The following is a 17233-nucleotide window of genomic DNA, read 5'->3' on the forward strand; positions in this document are numbered from 1 at the left end:
TCGACGATCAGGTCGGCTGTCAGGCCGCCTCGCTTTGCTTGTGATTTTGATCTGAGGCGCCCCGTTAAACCACGCTGGCCGTCATCCGATATTGATTTGGGGGGTAACCCGGCAGGACGCCGGGTTAGCCGCGCTGGGCCATGGATGGCCCATCGCGGCGGCCCCCCAAATCAATGTCGGATGACGGGCACACCGAGCCTAGGCGAGGTGCCGAGTGGTGGGGCAAGAGCCCTTTTGGTTACTTTTGGGGCTCTTTTCCAAAAGTGACCCGCCGTAAGGGCGGAACCAATAGCCGCCATAACCGCAGCAACGGATATGTACACAACCCCAGAAAGGAGTTGTGTAGATACCTATAGCCACCGCAGGCAAGCTCGCCCTCACCGTGTGAACCTTACAAACTGATCTGCCCCCGCTCCTCATCCGTCAGCCGTGCCTTGGCCTGTTCGCTCAACGGCCCCGCCCCCAGCACCTGCACCGGGCTGTCAGGGTTGTAGGTCGGCGCCCGGCGTGCCTCTTCCTCCCGGCGTTGCACCGGCTCGGTGCCAAACCCCAGCACTTCCACCGTGACGATCGACGCCCGGCCCTGGCGCGCTGCAGCCTGTTGGTTGCGGGCCGCGTCTTCGGCGGCCTGGGATGCCGCTGCCCCCGCCGCGCTGGCTGAGCTCATGGCCGCGGTGTTGACCGCCGCCGACACCGGCACCCCGGACGATTTCCCCTGGGTCTGGATGTTCGCCGCGTTGACCACTCGCAGCGCGGCAATGTTAATATTGCCCGACACACGAATCCCCGCTTCACCGGCGTCGATGGTGCCCAACGGCGCAATCAGGTCGATATCCCCTGCCGGCACTTCCGGGATCGGGTTAAGCGTGGCGATCCCCGCACCGGTACTCGGCACCGACGGCGACAGGCTGACGTTGCCCCAGTTGTCATACACACGCCGTGGCGGGGTGTAGACCACGGTGGTCTTGGAACCCCGCCCGGCGTTGATATCGCCTGCGGCGGACCAGCCCATGATCGAGCCGCCAAAGGTGGTCATGATCCGGCTCTGGCCCAGCAGGATGCTGTCCAGGGAATACAGCTGGATATCCCCCGCGCCCTGGGTAATGACCCCGGCGGTGGACGGCGGTGCCGCCCCCTCGATGCCGAATGTCTGGCCACCGCCCGGGGTGAGCATCTGGATCGAGCCACCGAAATTGGTGTGCACCCCGGCACCGCCGAACAGGGTGATATCGCCCTTGTAGACGATGGTATTGCCGGCCACGTCCTTGTCCGGGAACAACCCGGCAATCGCCGCCCGCCCCCGCACATAGCTGCCCTCGCGCACGCCGCCAGCCTGGTTGTATTCGCGACCGGCGGCCTTGAGTTCGGCAAAGTACACTTCACGGGCAAACACCCGCTGTTGCTGCGCCGGCAGCGCCGCGTAGTAGGCGCGGGCCTGTTCACTGTCACCGACAAACCCGAAGCGCTCGGCCAGCCACCCGGCCAGTTCGCGCTCGTAGGTCTTGGCGACTTTGCCTCCCAGCAGCGTCAAAGGCTCGCCCGTCTGCAGTTGGTTCTCAGGATTCAGGTAAGTCTCGACAAAGCGCCGGTAGTCCGGGCCGTTGGGGCCAACACCCGCCAGCATGACGATGCTCGCGCCGGGACGGCTGTCACCTGCGGCCACGGCGCCAAGGCTGTTGACGCTGACCTTGTCCTCCATAAGGAGGTTGCGCCCTGCCGTCAACTCCAGGGTGCCGGGCCCTGCGACATTGAAGCTGCTGTAGAGCATGTCGCGCCCGGCACTGACAATGGAGATGTCAGTCAGGCCGTTATGCACGAACAGGTTGGCGTCGAAGGCATATTCACCGGTATCCACTTCGCCACCGCTGGCGCCCCCCAGGCGCGTGCCGCTGCTGACGATGTCACGCCCCGCCCGCATCCAGACCGGGCCTGCGCCCTCATAAAACGTTTGCCCCACACGCGGGTCTCCAGCGCTGGTGATGGTCAGGGCACGCCCACTGTTGACGCCCAGCAGATCACCGCTCAACGCATAAAAACGCGCAGGTTCTAGGGTATCGCCCCACGACGTGCTGGCCGTGTTGGCACCGAAGGTGAACAGCGGGAAAAGCCCCAGGCGCGCAATGTTGCTATCGCCGGAAAGGTTGCCGCTGCGCGCGATGGGCAGGGAGTTGACGAAGCCCAGGAACGCCGGGTTGAGGATCGTCGCCATGCTGTCCGGCGCGGCGCTGGAACGGCTGACGGTGAGGTCGCCGCCATAGATCGAATCCCCAGCCAGCAATTGCAATTGACCGTTGGCCGATGGCGCCAGCACCAGTGCCGCCAGCGGTGGCAGCGAGCCAGGGTTGGCGGTCGCGGCACGCCCGTAATACAGGCTGCCGCTGGCGGCCACCGCACGCAATGTGGCGGGATAGACCGCCGCCATATCCGTCTCCAGCGTTTGCGTCAGCGGCGTAAGGTTGCCACCGGCCGAAAACAGGTCCACTGCCGTGTTGCGGGTCCACAGGCTGAACCAGCTCTGCCCGACGCCGTTGACCCCGTCGTTAACGTAGGCCAAGGCATTTGTCTGTGCGACGCGCCCTGGATCGGCCACATCCTGCAGCACCAGGTCGCCACGGGTGGCCAGGTTGAAGGTGGCATCACCGGGCAACAGGCTCATGCCACCGGCCGCCGCGGCTGACGTGGCGCGCAGTGGATCATAGGCGCGGACTTCGCCGGGGCTCTGGTCGATCACCCGGCTGCCATAACGCAAGGTCAGGCTGCCCAGGGCGCCGCCGGTCAGTTGCACGTGCCCACGCAGGTTCACCAGCGTGCCATTGAGGTGGTCCTGGGTAATCTGACTACCTGGATTCACGGCACCGCCGACCCGCAGGCTCAAGTCGCCACCACCGGTCAGTTGCAGGCTGCCGTCAGCCGCCACGCGCCCGGTGCTGCCCACCGCCAACACCAACCCCTGGCTGCGCAAGTTCACCGCCTGGGGCACATAACCGGCAGCCAATGGCCGGATGATCCCGGCATCGCCGCCCACGTCGACATTCAGGTTGCCCCCGCCCAACGTACCGAAGCCGGTGAAGCCCACCATCTGGTCGGCGCCCCCCGCCAGGGCAAGGTTGCTGGCGTAGGTACCAAAATTGATCCACCAGGCCGTCGCTTGTGCCGCCGAGCCACTCAAACCATTGCCCTGGCGCCATAACCAGTTGCCGACATTCGCCGAATCCTGGCCGCGATCGTTGCGGACCGGACGCCCCGAGGCACTGAGTGACGGGCTGGTGATGTTACCGGTCAGGTTCCCACCCACTTTCAACGACAGGTTGCCGCCCGCCTCCGGATACCAGGCGCGGTACACACTGTCTGCGCTGCCATTGACCAGTTTCTCGTTGCCACCCACGCTATTGCCCAGCACCTTGGCGTTTTCGCCAAGCGCCCGTGGCAGGTTGTAGGGGTCGTTGGCCGAGGTGCCCGTGGAAGAACTGCCAGCGGTGTAGACCCCGTACAGCGATTCCATGCTCAGATTGCCAGCGGCCAGCAGGTCCAGGTCGGCGGCGCCGGTGCGGACCACACTGAAACGGCTACTGCCCCCGGCCACCAGGCTGTAGGCATCGCCGCCCGACTCACAGGAACCGGGGTAGTCCGTGCAGGTTCCAAGGTTGCCAGGGCTCACGGGCTTGCCGACCATGCTGGTGTCGCCGTAATTGTCGATGGAACCCTGCTCGGTCCAGACCAGCACGCCCTGGGCGAACATGCCGTAATGGCTGTCGGCCAGACGCAGGTTGCCGGTCACTGGAGAAACTTGCAGCCTGCTACTGTCGACCGCCTGGGTGTCAGCCCCGGCCACCAGGCGGATCGCCCACGCCTGGGAGCCTTCCGTCAGCATCGGCGCAACGCCCCAGTTCTTGCCCTGGCGGCCGGCCTCCTCGACCCGCAATTTCACCGACTTCGCATTGCCCGCCAACTTCACATCGGTGCCGGCCGGCAACAAGGCGCCACGGGGCAGTGCCTTGCTGCCATTGAGGGTCACGAACGCGGTGCTGCCCAGGCGTCCGGGCAATGGCACGCCCTTGGGCCAGATCATCGCCCTGACACTGGTGTTGCTGGTCAACAGGGTACCGGCCCCCAGGACCGTGCCGGCCGCCAGGGTCTGGCTCTGGCTCAGCAGCGTCCCCGCCGCGAACAGCTGTGTGCCCGAGCCGTCGAGTATCGCCGCCGCCAGCACCGTACCGGCAGGCAGTACCAGGGGCTGGCTGAGGGTCACCGGCACCGGCAACCGCGTGCCGTTCGCCAGGCTCAGGGCCTTGATCGACACATCGAAGTTGAGGATCGCGCCCGCCGGAAACTTGGTGCCGTCGGCCAGGGTCACGCCCGTGCCCGGCACCACTTGGGTGCCGCCGGTGTAATTGATCCCGGGGAGCAGCACCCAGCCGTTGTCATCGTCGCTCGGCGGTGGCGGTGCAAAGCCGTCGTTGATGCTGCCGTAGATATTCAAGTCGCCGCCAGCACGCAGGGTCAGGCGGCCGACTTCGCCGGAGCCATACACATCCGGGTTTTTCTGGGTATGTGGGTTGAGGCTGGCGTAGCGATAACCGGACAGGTCCAGGTCGCCCTGCACCACCAGGTCACCCTGGGGCGTCTTGCTGACAATCTCCACCCCCGGCCGCAGATGCAAGGCATCGGCGTACGTGGCGTTGTTCAGGCCCGCGAGCTTGTTATTCAGTAGGTCCTGGTTGCTGAGGGCAGCGTTGATAAACAGCACGCTCAGCTCATGTTTTTTGTCCAGGTACTTCTGGTCGATCACCTGGTACGGACGCCCACTGGCCGTGGCATCGGTCTTGGTCGGCGCATCGTCGTAGCTGATCATGCCGTTGAGGGCAATCGAGCGCGCGCCCTGGATATCCAGGCGGCCACGGGCATCAATGGCAATGTCATCACTGTTCAAGCGCGGAGCATTGAGCTCCAGGGTGCCACGGCTGCGACCGTCATGGCCCACGCCCCCATCGGTCCCATGGCGCAGGTCGATGCGCGCGCCATCGGCCAGGGTCAACTGGCCCTGGCCCGAACCCAGCACCACCATGGCGCGGTTCGGCGCGTCGATGATCTGGCCATGGCTGTCCACCCGCAACTGGCTGCCATGGGCATCGAGCACGGCGCTGCCGTCCAGGGTCAGGCCGGTCTTGGCCGTCAGGTTGATGCTGCCCACCCGCTCGCCACTGGCATCCACCCGCCCGGTGACGCGCAGGCTGCCGTTGTCCAGCGAGACACTGACGCTGTTGGCCTTGACCTCATTGCCGATGCTCAGGTCGCCCTGCTTGAGCTGGAAGCTGCGCGCCCCAAACACCTGGCCCTGGTTGAGCCGTTGGTTGAGGGCGGCAAACTGTTCGTCCAGGATGCCGCTGGTACCCAGGCGCTGGGCCTGGATCTCCACCGCACCGGCCAGGTACGGCACCCGAGTGCCACCGGCATCGTAATAACCGCTGCTGCCTGCCAGAAGCTTGCCTGCCAGGTCAACCACACCGCCTGTGTCCCCCACGGCCACGGCCCGCAGCTTGCCCGCCTGGTTGTGCTGCGCCGACAGGTCGATGGTTGAGCCGGTGGCCTGCAGCACATTGCCTTCGCGGCTTTGCAGCGATACTTCACCCCCCGCGCCATATTTAGTCAGGTCGTTGAAGACGATGGCGCGACCGGCCACATCAATCAGTGCGTCATCGGTCAACACCACGTCGCCACGGGCGTCGAGGGTGACCTTGCCGCTGGGCAGCACCACCGCGCTGGCCAGGCGAATGCTGTCGCCCTGCAGCGACAGCTCGCCGCCCAGGCCCTCGACCTTGCCCCGGGCCCCCGCCGAGGCGCCGATATCCAGGGTGCCGCCGGCGGTGATGCGGTTTACCGAGCCCGCCTCGCCGGTCAGCAGTGGCGTGAGAATGCTCAAGTCGCCGCCGGTATAGGCAAAACCCTTGAGCGGATCATAGGCCCCCTGGCGCTGATAGACCGACAGGCTGCCCTTGTGGTTGGCGGTGATGCGCTCACTGGCACTGAGGTTGACGTGGGCAAACCCCAACGCCAGGCGATCGAAGCGCTTGGTCGTGCTCGGCTGGGCAAAGTCGCCATAGCCGAACTCGATGCGTTCGGCCTGGATATCCAGGCGCCCATTACCGCTGCCAGCGCCGCCGTCGATGGCGGCAACGGCCGGCGTTTCAGCGCCGAGCCAGATCAGGTTGGCGGTATGGATGCTCGCCACATCACTGGCGCTGCCGGCGCCGTAGATCGCCGGGGCAGACAGCATCAGGCGGCTGAGCAACGACTTGCCGGTCACCGCGTCATAGGTGTCGAGGGCACTGGAGCCATAGAAGTTGAAGCTGTCGCGGGCCGAGAGTTGCAGGGTTTCCAGGGCCGGCGCGCCGAACTGCGTGTCACCACGCAACAAGCGGTCCAGCACCTGCTGGGTCAGGGTCATGCCAGCCGGCAGGCGATTGCCGGCCGCCGCTGCAGCCAGGGCTTCAGGGCTGCCGACGTTAATGCTCGCCAGCCCCAGGTTGAGGTGACGGGTGCCGTAGCGCACCTCATCCCCCATCTGCAATGTCTTGTCGGTCAGGGCGACGATACTGCCCTCGGAATACAGGGCAGTCTGGCCGCTACAGGGCGCGCTGTTGCACGCCCCCAGATTGATCCCGCCACTGGCTGCGCCGCCGGCTTGCACGGCGTTGACCACGTTGAGCAAACCGTTGGAGACCGCCAGCATATTCGCCACCTGGTAGACGAAACCGTCTCGTGCGTCATAACTGGCCTTGCCCCGGCCAAGGGTATTGATCGAGGCGCCCTGCTCCATGACGATCTCGCCGGTGGAGCTCACCAGGAACACTTCCGGTGCGGCCAGGCTCGCCCCTTCACGCAAGGTAATAGAGCTACTGTTGGCACCGACCACGTTGATGTAGTTGCCGCTCTGGCCATACGAAACCTGGGTCATCCCGCCAATCATCAGGCGTGCCGCGCCCAGCGCATTGAGGCTGGCCGCCCCCACGCTGACACCCTCGAACCCCTCCGTGGCGGCCTTGCCTGGCGCCATTACTTCGATCCCGCCGGTTCCCGTGTTCATCACTGCAACAGTGCCGGCAAAACCGTCGGTGGCCGCCTCAAAGCGACCGATACCGGCGAACGAAAAGGCGTTCGCCCCACCACCGGGGTGCAACGCGAGTTTCAGGGTCTTGGCATCCACCGGCAGCAACGCCCGTGGCACGCCGAGCTTGGCCGCATCAGCCACGGCGAACTGCGCATAGCCGGTTTCGTTGTACTGGGAGTAGCGGCGCAGCGTGTCGGCCGAGGTCAGGATTACCTGGCTGGCGACCCGGTTACTGATCCCGGTGTTGACGATGGACAAGCGCCCGGCAGCCGACCAGGAGCCATTGCGCAGCGCCTGTGGCACCTCTTCGGTGCCGCGCCCCGCGAGGCCGTTGATTTCGACACGGAACGCCCCCGGCATCAGCGCATAGGTGGAGGGCATCAGGGTATAGGTGCCTGCGGCCAGCCCCGGGACGCCAGCGTCCAGGGTGATTTGCTGGCCGAGCAACGGATCGACTGCGCCCCCCTCCGGGGCCACCGGGGCATAACCCGGTTGCGCGCCGGGCACGATGGCGTACACCGGGTTACTGCCCAGGCCCGGCAGGACAAAGCCGCCTTGGGTGCCGACCTGCATCAGTGGGTTATAGCGCGCATCGGTGGAGCCACCACGGCCGGAAATAAACCCGGCACCGAGCAGTTCGCCGCCGCCGGACAGGTCCAGCGTGGCCTCTGGCAGCACCGCCACCGATTGCCCACCGAGGATTACCCCCACGTTGAGATCGCCATTGAGGTTGGCAATCGCCCCCTGGCCGAGGAACGACACGGTCTTGCCGTTGTACTGGTAGACCTGGCCATCCACCGTGCCGCCGTAGGGCAGCACCAGGCCCTTGCCGCTCACCGAAGTCAGGCTGCCGGGCAGCAGTTCGACCTTGTGGGTGCCCAGGATGCCGACCTCGATCAACCCCAGGGGCGCACGCACCACCCCGCCCTGCCTGATGCTCGGGCCGCCCAGTTGCAGGCGACCTAAGGCCGAGTAAGGCACCGCGCCCGTCTCGTTGCCGGTACGGGAGATGGTCAGGGTGCGCGTCGGATCGTAGCCGTCAACCCCATCCAGGTAACCGGCCAGCACCCGCGCGCCGACTTCGGTGGCAGGGTACAACTGCGCGGCCTGCAGGGTCATGTCGCCCCGGGTCATGATTTGGGTACTGATCCCCTGGGCGACCGCATCGGCGCTGGCCCCCGCGAGAAAACGCAGGTCGCCCTGGCTGCTCAGCTGCACGTCATCGAAACCACGGCGGTCGACGCTCAACTGGCTGTTGTCGGCCTGGGTCAGGTTGCTCTTGTTGCCGAACAACACATTGCCGCGCACCTCCAGCAGATTGGCGCTGGCAGTGAACTGCGCCTGGCTGGCGCGTTGCGACATGGCGCTGGTCAACACCGGATGCTGGTATTGGTCCTTGGCCTCCAAGGGCGCAAGAATGCCCGCCAGCAGCAGGTGCGGTGCCGACAGATTGACCCGGGCATTCTGCGCAGCCTGCTCACTCAGCCCCAGAGCGCCACTGTACAGACGCAGGCTCTGGCCCATGTGCAGCGACAGATCACCGTCAACACTCAGCAGGCCATTGCTCAGCAAGGCCAGGTTGTCGAACCCGCCGGCGCTGACCTGGTCCACGCCCAGGCGAGCATGCCCGTACTCCAGTTCCGCGGTCGCGGCCTCGGCAGTGCCCGCCAGCGTGCTGGGCTGGTGGGTCTGGCTGAGTAACAGTTCCCGCGCCTTGAGCACGCGGTCGCTGACCGCGCTCTTGAGGTAGTAAGGGCTTTCCAGGGCCACGGCCAGGCTGCCGCCCGAGGCCCCGGCACCACCGGCCCGGGCCACAAAGCGCCCGTCCAGGTACAGGCCATTGTTGGAGGCAAGGCTGATACTGCCACCATTGCTGGCCACCGGTACCCGGCCCTGGCCCGGCAGGTCCAGGTCCGCCTGGGCCCCGGACGCCTCCAGGCGCGCACCGTCACGCACCACCACAAACACATCACTGGCCTGGGCAATGCCGGTGGCGAGGTTGATCGTGCCACCGAGGCTGATATTGCCGCCGTTGCGCACCAGGCCATAGTGGCGGCCACGATTGTCCACGGCGCTCACCGCCCGCGCCGCCACGTCGATCAGCGCCTGCTCGCCGACCCAGATCGAACGCCCATGACCCGCGGCATTCACCGCCTCGGAACTGGCCACATTCAGCCCGCCCAGGCTGACGCTACCGCCCCAGGCGTTGAGCGTACCGTTGACGGTCAACTGGCCGACGCTGCGCAAATTGATGGCCTGGCCCGGATCGACCGTGATAACCGCGCCCTGGCCGACGCTCAGCGCGGTGCTGGCCAATTGCGCAGCGCTGGAGTCGAGGTGCCCGGCCGTGAGGCTCAAGCTGGCACCGCGACGCTGGCTCAGCACACTCTTGAGCGCGTCCTGCTGATACAACTCAGGTGTCCACACCTGCATCAGGCTCGCCGGATCAGTGCCACTCGGCAGCGTCTGCACCTGCTCGCCAACCCGGTACACCGGCACCTCGATCCCGACCTGAGTGCCGTCAGCAACAATCAACCCTTCGTTGCCAGTGATGTCATACGCCGAGAACCCTTTCTTGAAAAAGTCCCCCGCCAGGTGCAGGGTGCCCGCGTCCGGGCTGCCTGCATCGCCGATCAATACCTGGCGCGACTGCAACGCCAGGGTGCCGCCACCGCTGACGCCATAACCGCGAATCTCACCGCCCAACACCAGGGCGCCCTGCGCGCCCAACGTCACGCTGCCGCCCTTGCCACCGCTGACCTTGCCATCCTGGCCGACCGTAGCGCCCGAAGACACCTGCACCAGGCTCTGTGCCCCCAGGCTCACATCGCCGGTGCCACGCAGCGCCACCTTGCCGCCATTGGCGTAAGCCACACCCTCGGTGAGCGACGGCTGCAGGGCCAGGTTGTTCCAACGCCCGGACGCATCCAGCACCACCCCGGCGGCCACCGCGACGTGCCCGCTGCCCGCCAGAATCACCTCTTCAACGGTATTCTGCCGATTGAGGTTGACCTGACTGAGCACGTTGCCGGCGTGGAGGCTGCCACCGTGGGCGGTCAGATTGGCGTTGACCGCCACCTGGGGCCCGTACAGGGTGATATCGCCACCGTCGGCCACCGACAACCCACCATTGACCGTAATCTGCTGCTTGGCGCCGACCTTGATCGCGCCCAACTGGAAGCCGTTGAGTTGCTCGCTGTCGAGCACCAGCGTGCCCTGGCGCCCGGCCGGCAGCGCGGTGCCCAGGTCGAGGCCGGCGGCGATTTTTTGTGTGCCGCCTTCGATCAGCACCTGCTCCATACCCGGCGTCAGGGCGTAACGCAGGGTGCCGGTGCTTTTGTTGAAGATCGGCGTGTACTGGCCAATGATCAGTTGCGCACGCTGGGCCTGGGCCTTCTGCGACTGCTGGTAACCGTCGAGGTTGATGTTCGGCGCCTGGGTCTGGCGCTCGCCCTGGAACACATCACTGATCAACTGCCCTTCAAGCACCGCATTGCCGGTACCGATCACCAGCTTGCCAGCATCGCGGCCCACGGTATAACCGGCCTCGAAACGTCGCTGGGGGGCGATCAGCGGGTTGTAGTACAGGTCGGTACGGCCCCAGCGTTCGCTGGTGTCTGCAAAGCCTTTGTAAAGCCCGGTGTAGAGAATATCGCCCGGTGCCTTCGACAGCTCATACAAGCGCCCGTCCGGGCCCTTGAGCCAGGTTTGCTGGACATAACCGCCCTGCACATCCACGGTGCCGCCCGACAGATTGATCTGCGCGCCCTGCTGGGTTACCACATCATCCCCCGTGAACGTCACGCTACCGCCCTGGGCCATCCACTCGCCCACCGAGTGCCCTTGCGTGCCCAGATAGCCACCGACTTCCAGCAGGCCGCCGGCGGTGTACCAGCGGTCCGTCGCGTAGCCATTGGTACCCGCCGGCACAAACACCAATTCGCGCAGATCGACCCACACATCGTTGTTGATCAATTGCCCGCCATCGCGGTTGACCGGCGCATCGCGCTGCTCGTTGCCCTGCACGTTGATCTTGATGTTGTTGGCTTGCATCGCCACCTTGACGCCGATGGCGCCGGACACGTCGATCATCGCCCCCTCGCGCACCAGGCTGCGCTGGCCGGCGCTGACCGCGACCTGGCCACCGGTGGCGAGGGTTATCGAGCCTTTCTGGAAGTCCACGGTGCCGCCGCTGACGATCTCGATGCGCGACTGATCGGTACGGTCGGCCACCCTGCCCAGGTTATTGAACTGCCCGCTGGCCTGGGGGTTCACCAGACCGTCGAGATTGACCAGGCCATTTTCGCGCTGGTTGTTGAGCGCGGTGGTGCCGCTGCTGTCGAGCAGGATCGCAGTGGTGCTGCCTTCGCCCAGGCTGACGCTGCCGGTGGTGTCGCTGGCCGAGTTGAATAAGTGAAGGGTGCCACGGGTGTCCACCGACGTGCTGGCCAGGGCTACGCCGTTTTGCTGCACGGTGTGCCCGGTCAGGGTGATGTCGCCGGTAGCGGCCATGATCAGCCCGCTGTTGGTCACGCTGCCCGCGCTGCTGCCGGCCTTGAGGCTGCTGGCGACTTCATTGCCGCGTGTGGTGGAACGGGCATTGCCGGCGGTACCCACGCCCTTGCGGATGTAAAAACTGTCGCCGGCGGCCAGGGTCGTCTGGCCTTTGGCGGTGATGAGGGTGCCGGCGTTTTCCACTTCCGTACCCAACAGCAAGGCGTAGCCACCGGCATCGGTGGACGTCGCCGCGTCATGGGTCTGGATCAGCGCCCCCCGCTGCACCTGGACCTTGCCCGCGGCATCGGTGAACGTTGGCTGGGTGCCAGTGGCGTCGAAGTAGATCCCGCGCTGGGTGAATTGCTCGTCGGTGATCGCCGCCGCCGCCGCCACCAGGTTGCGCACGTTGACCTGGCTGCTGCCGCTGAACACCACGCCATTGCGGTTGATGATCATCACGGTGCCAGCGCCCTTGATCTGGCCCTGGATTTCACTGGGGCGCGCGTTGGGGTCATTGACGCGGTTGAGCAAGGCCCAGTTGGACTGCTGCTGGAAGTCGACGGTGGTGTTGCGCCCGACGTTAAAGGTCTCCCAATTGAGGATGGCCTTGTCGGCGGTCTGTTCGATGCTCACCGTGGTCTGGCCACCGGCCTGGCTTTGGGTCGGGCCCTTGGCGTTGATCCAGCCTTGGGTCAGGCTGTTATCGACCTGCAAGCCGCCCTTGCCCAAGCCGTCGGGAATCGTCGAGACCTGGCCCAACGCGGCCTGGCGCCCGGCCGCCTGGGCAGCCTGCTGGGCGGCAATCGCCGCCACGCTGTTGTTGAGGGTGCTCAGTGAGCGCTGCATCTGCTGGTTGACCCGCGCCTGCTGGGACAACGGCGGCGGCATCCCCGGTACCTGCGCCCCCGGCCGCGCCGCCGTGGCTGCCTGGGACGCGCCCTTGGCGGCAAACCAGCCGGAACTGAACGCCGTAGCCCCCTGGGCACTGCCCGCCACCAGCAACAAGGCAATGGCATGGGCCAGCGGCTTGAGGCGCAAGACAGTCTGGCCGCTCGGGCCGCGGGCATTCAGGTTTACCGGTGGTTTGCAGCGGACCATCTGGAATCATCCTTCTGTGTGGAGATGCACATCACGTATGGGAGGTAGGCGGTTGGCGAGGGGCAGCACTGAACTTCTGTCATGGAAAATTCATCTGGGCTCGGCAGCGGCTACGGGGTGAGCCAATAAAAAATCAGCAACGGCACAGGCCGTTGCTGATCAGGGGTTGCAGGTCGAGGAACGCTGGCGTTACAGCGGACGACCGATACCGTTGCAGACGTCGGTCTTACCGATGCTCAGCGGGTTGCTGGCGGTCAGGAAGCTGCTGCGGATCGCGCTTTTCCAGGAGTCAGGCAGCGGCACGAAACGGTTGGCGCGGATGGCGTCATCGTTGTTCACGGTCTCGCCGTAGTGCTGGGCAAAGAAGTCACGGACCTGGTTGGACTGGGTGCCGTTGATATAGCACTGGCTGAAGATCAGGTTGGTGAAGCCCAGGATCGGGTAGCCCGACGTTGGGTAAGGCACCACACCGGCCACGCCGTTTTTACCGAACACCGGTACCCACTTGTCCGGGTTGCCACGGTCAGCCACGGCGGGCACCGAAACCCCATCAATCGCCGCAGAAACGTTGTCTGGAGCAGGTGATACACCTTCGGTGTTGCTTGCCACGTCCTTGCCGACGCGAGCGACCTTGGTCGCGTCGTCCAGGCCTTCCAGGGTGGTGGCGGCGTAGTCAGGGCTCATGTAGGTGATACGGCCTTCGGCGACAGTCGTATCGTTCAAGGCATTCATCACGCCTTGGCTGCCGGCAGCCGCAACGGCACCGGCCGGCAGGCCACCGCTGTAGCTGTTGGCAAAGGTGGTGGTAACGGCGAAGCTGCCGGTTTCAGCGCACTTGGCGTTCAGGAAGCGCGTGAACAGTTCGGTGGTGCCGCTGCTTTCACTGCGGTAAACCACGGTGATTGCACCGCTACGGCCAGCGCCGGTGATCTGGCTCCAGTTGTTGATACGCCCGGAGAACACACCGCACAGCTCGTTGACGCTCAGGTCAACCGCATTGGCACCGCTCTTGCGGAAAGGAATGGCCACCGAAGTGGCCACCGACGGCACCTGGATCAGCTTGCCCCAGCCTGGCTGCTTGGCAGAGGCATAGGTGGACAATTCAGTGGCGTTGAGCTTGGAGTCGCTGCCGGCCCAGTGCACGTTCTTGGTGGTCACGCCGGGTACGAGCTTGTCGTATTTGTTTTCCAGGAATGCGGCCTTGCCGTTGCCGCTGCCGACACCGATGTAGGCGGCGAAACCGGCAGTCAGTACGCCGGGCGTCTGGTACAGCGGCTGTGGCAGGGTTGCGCCGCCGCCGTTGACATCAGCGAATGCAGCCTGGGCCGAGCAGAGGGCCGCGAGGGTCATGGATACCGCGAGAACGTTGCGCTTAAACATGAAGAAGCTCCTTTCGTCGTATTCATACGTTGAGGTAGATGGCTCTTGCATGACGCCATGGCACTCGGTTCACACGCCGTGATCCAGCGGGCTTGCGGGGCGAGGCCATGGACACGAAGGTCGCAGTTTCCGATGACAGATAAGGGAAAAAACCTCGGGAGGAACAGCTTGATTTTTAAAAAGATTCTCGGGTGTTTTGGCAATGATTGTGGCTTTTATCGGGGTGGGTGACAGCGAGGTTTCAGGGAGTGTTTCGACGATGGCGGGCGGGCCGTGCGCAGGGGGGCAAAGATGACGCAATGACGAACCCGAGGCTGGGTGATGGGCGGGTCAGGTAATTGACTTGCAGCCAGTCACCACCGATCCAAATGGGTGTGTGGCTTGCCAGCTCCCACATTTGCACCGGCGCAGTCTTCACAGGTCAGGTAACCAATTGGTTGATTTCGATGATCGGCAACAGCACCGCCATCACGATCACCAGCACCACCGCGCCCATCACCACGATCATCAACGGCTCCAGCAATGCAGTCATGCCCATGGCCCGCCGTTCGATATCCCGCGACAGGGTCTGCGCCGCCCGTTCCAGCATCGGCGGCAGGGCGCCGGTTTTTTCGCCGCTGGCGATCAGGTGGATCAGCACCGGCGGGAAGACCTTTTCCACCGCCAGGGCCGGCGCCAGGTTAACCCCTTCGCGAACCTTGGCCGTGGCATCGCTGACACACTGGCTCAGGCGGTCGTTGGACAGGGTCTGGCGCGCCGCTTCCAGGGCGCGCAGCAAGGGCACGCCGGCACCGCCGAGGATGGCCAGGGTCGAGGCGAAACGCGCGGTGTTGAGCCCCAGCACAAACCGCCCGAGCAGCGGCAGGCGCAAGACCCGGCTGTGCCAGTTCAAGCGCGCCACGGGGTTGCGCAGGTACAGGCGCCAGCTCCAGAAGCCCGCGACCAGCCCGGTAAAACACAGCCAGCCCCAGGCGCGGATAAAGTCACTGGCATTGAGCATTGCCAGGGTCAGCCCCGGCAGGTCCTGGCGCGCCTGGGAAAAGGCGCTGACCACCTGCGGCACCACGTAGCTCAGGAGGAAAATCACAATGCCGATGGATACCAACCCCACCACCCCTGGATAGATAAAGGCCGTGAGAATCTTGCCCCGCAGGTTGTTGCGCTCTTCGATGTAGTCGGCCAGGCGCTCCATGACCTGGGCCAGGTCGCCGGACTCCTCCCCCGCCGCAATCAACGCCCGGTAGATCGACGGGAAGTCCCGTGGCCGCGCGGCCAATGCATCGGCCAGGCGCATGCCGCTGCGCACATCGGCGCGCACCGCACTGAGGGTCTGGGCGATATGCTTTTTTTCCGCCTGCTCCACTGTGGCACTCAGCGCCGCCTCCAGGGGCAGGCTAGCACCGAGCAGGCTGGCCAGTTGGCGGGTGGCCCAGGCCAGGTCGTTGTCCGACAGCTTGGCACTGAACAGGCTGCTGCCTGCCACGTTGGCGTTGCCTTCGAGCTGCACCAGCAACGCGGTCAGACCACGACTGCGCAGGCTGGCAAAGGCCGCGCCCTGGCTCTCGGCCTCGAGGTGCCCGACTTCCAGTTTGCCGCTGGCATCGGCGGCCTCATAGCGATAGCGATTCATCAGGCGTCCCGTGTTACACGCAAGATTTCTTCCGGCGCAGTGGCACCGCTGCGCACCCAACGCTCGCCGTCTTCACGCATGCTGAACATTCCGGCGTGGCGCGCGGCGACGCGTATCTGCTGCTCGCCGGCCCCCTGGTGGATCAGGCCGCGTACCGCGTCATCGACACAGAACAGCTCATGGATGCCGGTGCGGCCGCTGTAACCGACCTGGTTGCACTGGCCACACCCCACCGGGCGCCAGGTGCCGGGGGCCGCCGGGTCAGGCTGTTTGCAGTGCGGGCACAGGCGGCGCACCAGGCGCTGGGCCAATACACCGAGCAGCGACGAGGCCAGCAGGAACGGCTCGACCCCCATGTCGATCAGGCGATTGACCGCCGACACCGCGTCATTGGTGTGCAACGTGGCCAGCACCAGGTGCCCGGTGAGGGAAGCCTGCACGGCGATCTGCGCGGTCTCCAGGTCGCGGATTTCGCCGATCATGATGATGTCCGGGTCCTGGCGCAGGATCGCACGCAGGGCCAGGGCAAAGGTCATGTCGATCTTGGCGTTGACCTGGATCTGGCTGATCCCCGGCAGGTCGTATTCCACCGGGTCTTCCACGGTGAGGATATTGCTCGTGCTGGCATCCAGCCGCGCCAGGGCGGCGTAGAGGCTGGTGGTCTTGCCGCTGCCAGTGGGCCCGGTGACCAGCACGATGCCGTGGGGCTGGCGAATCAGGCCATCGAGACGCGCCAACAGCTGCGGGTCCATGCCCAGGGTTTCCAGTTGCAGGCGCCCGGCCTGTTTGTCGAGCAGGCGCATCACCACCCGTTCGCCATGGCCGGTGGGCACCGTCGACACCCGTATATCAATCGGCCGCCCGGCAACCCGCAGGGCAATGCGGCCGTCCTGGGGCAAGCGTTTTTCGGCGATATCGAGCTGGGCCATGATCTTGATCCGCGACACCAGCGCGCCATGCAGAGCTTTGCGCGGCGACACCACATCGCGCAGGGTGCCGTCGACGCGGTAGCGCACCACGGAGTGGGTTTCGAAGGGCTCGATATGGATGTCACTGGCCTCGTCGCGGGCGGCCTGGGTCAGCAAGGCGTTGATCATGCGAATCACCGGGGCGCCGTCCTGGGTGTCGAGCAGGTCGGTGATTTCCGGGATGTCCTGCATCAGACGGTCGAGGTCGACTTCGTTTTCGGCGGCGCCGACCACGGCGGCGGCGCTGCCGGTATCGGCGTAGGCACTGGCCAGCAGGCCGTCGAGTTCGTCGTCGCGCACCTGCTCGATGGCGGCCTCGCCGAATTGCCGGTGGACCTCGCTGATCGACCAGCCGGGGGTCGAGGGGCAGATGGTCAGGCGCGGGCCTTCGGGTGTGGGCTGCAAGAGGATGCGTTGGGATTTGGCCCAGGCGTAGGGGAGCAGGCTCATAGGGACCCGCCCTTGCGGCGGCTCAGCGCACAGTAAGCCAGGGCTGCGCCCATGCTCGGCAGCCCGATTCTCGAGGCGACCGCATCCGCCTGTGGGAGCTGT

4 protein-coding genes are annotated in these 17233 nt (G+C 65.5%); all 4 read right to left on the reverse strand.

Annotation, left to right across the window (positions count from 1 at the left end; translation table 11 throughout):
• Positions 1 to 391 precede the first annotated feature (391 nt).
• The 4 genes from HBO24_RS28565 to gspE all read right to left on the reverse strand — a co-directional run bounded on the left by HBO24_RS28565 (position 392) and on the right by gspE (position 17131).
• Positions 392 to 12703, reverse strand: a complete 12312-nt coding sequence (locus HBO24_RS28565; protein ID WP_170060794.1) for a filamentous hemagglutinin family protein — start codon at positions 12701 to 12703, stop codon at positions 392 to 394.
• Positions 12704 to 12892: 189 nt separating this feature from the next.
• A complete protein-coding gene (locus tag HBO24_RS28570) occupies positions 12893 to 14083 on the reverse strand; it encodes a substrate-binding domain-containing protein (protein WP_115127979.1) in 1191 nt (396 codons plus the stop codon).
• 421 nt (positions 14084 to 14504) lie between these two features.
• Positions 14505 to 15713, reverse strand: a complete 1209-nt coding sequence (gene gspF, locus HBO24_RS28575) for a type II secretion system inner membrane protein GspF (protein ID WP_170060795.1) — start codon at positions 15711 to 15713, stop codon at positions 14505 to 14507.
• Positions 15713 to 17131, reverse strand: coding sequence for a type II secretion system ATPase GspE (gene gspE / locus HBO24_RS28580; RefSeq protein WP_057959142.1), 1419 nt, complete (start codon positions 17129 to 17131; stop codon positions 15713 to 15715). The genes gspF and gspE overlap by 1 nt, the downstream gene beginning before the upstream one ends.
• Positions 17132 to 17233: the final 102 nt, after the last annotated feature.

Source organism: Pseudomonas sp. WS 5410, from assembly GCF_012985645.1.
In the GTDB taxonomy this organism is placed as follows: domain Bacteria; phylum Pseudomonadota; class Gammaproteobacteria; order Pseudomonadales; family Pseudomonadaceae; genus Aquipseudomonas; species Aquipseudomonas shahriarae.

What these genes read in the sequence shown, in the direction of transcription:
- HBO24_RS28565 (WP_170060794.1), bottom strand. Translation starts at nt 12,703, where the DNA reads ATGGTCCGCTGCAAACCACCGGTAAACCTGAATGCCCGCGGCCCGAGC.
- HBO24_RS28570 (WP_115127979.1), bottom strand. Translation starts at nt 14,083, where the DNA reads ATGTTTAAGCGCAACGTTCTCGCGGTATCCATGACCCTCGCGGCCCTC.
- gspF (WP_170060795.1), bottom strand. Translation starts at nt 15,713, where the DNA reads ATGAATCGCTATCGCTATGAGGCCGCCGATGCCAGCGGCAAACTGGAA.
- gspE (WP_057959142.1), bottom strand. Translation starts at nt 17,131, where the DNA reads ATGAGCCTGCTCCCCTACGCCTGGGCCAAATCCCAACGCATCCTCTTG.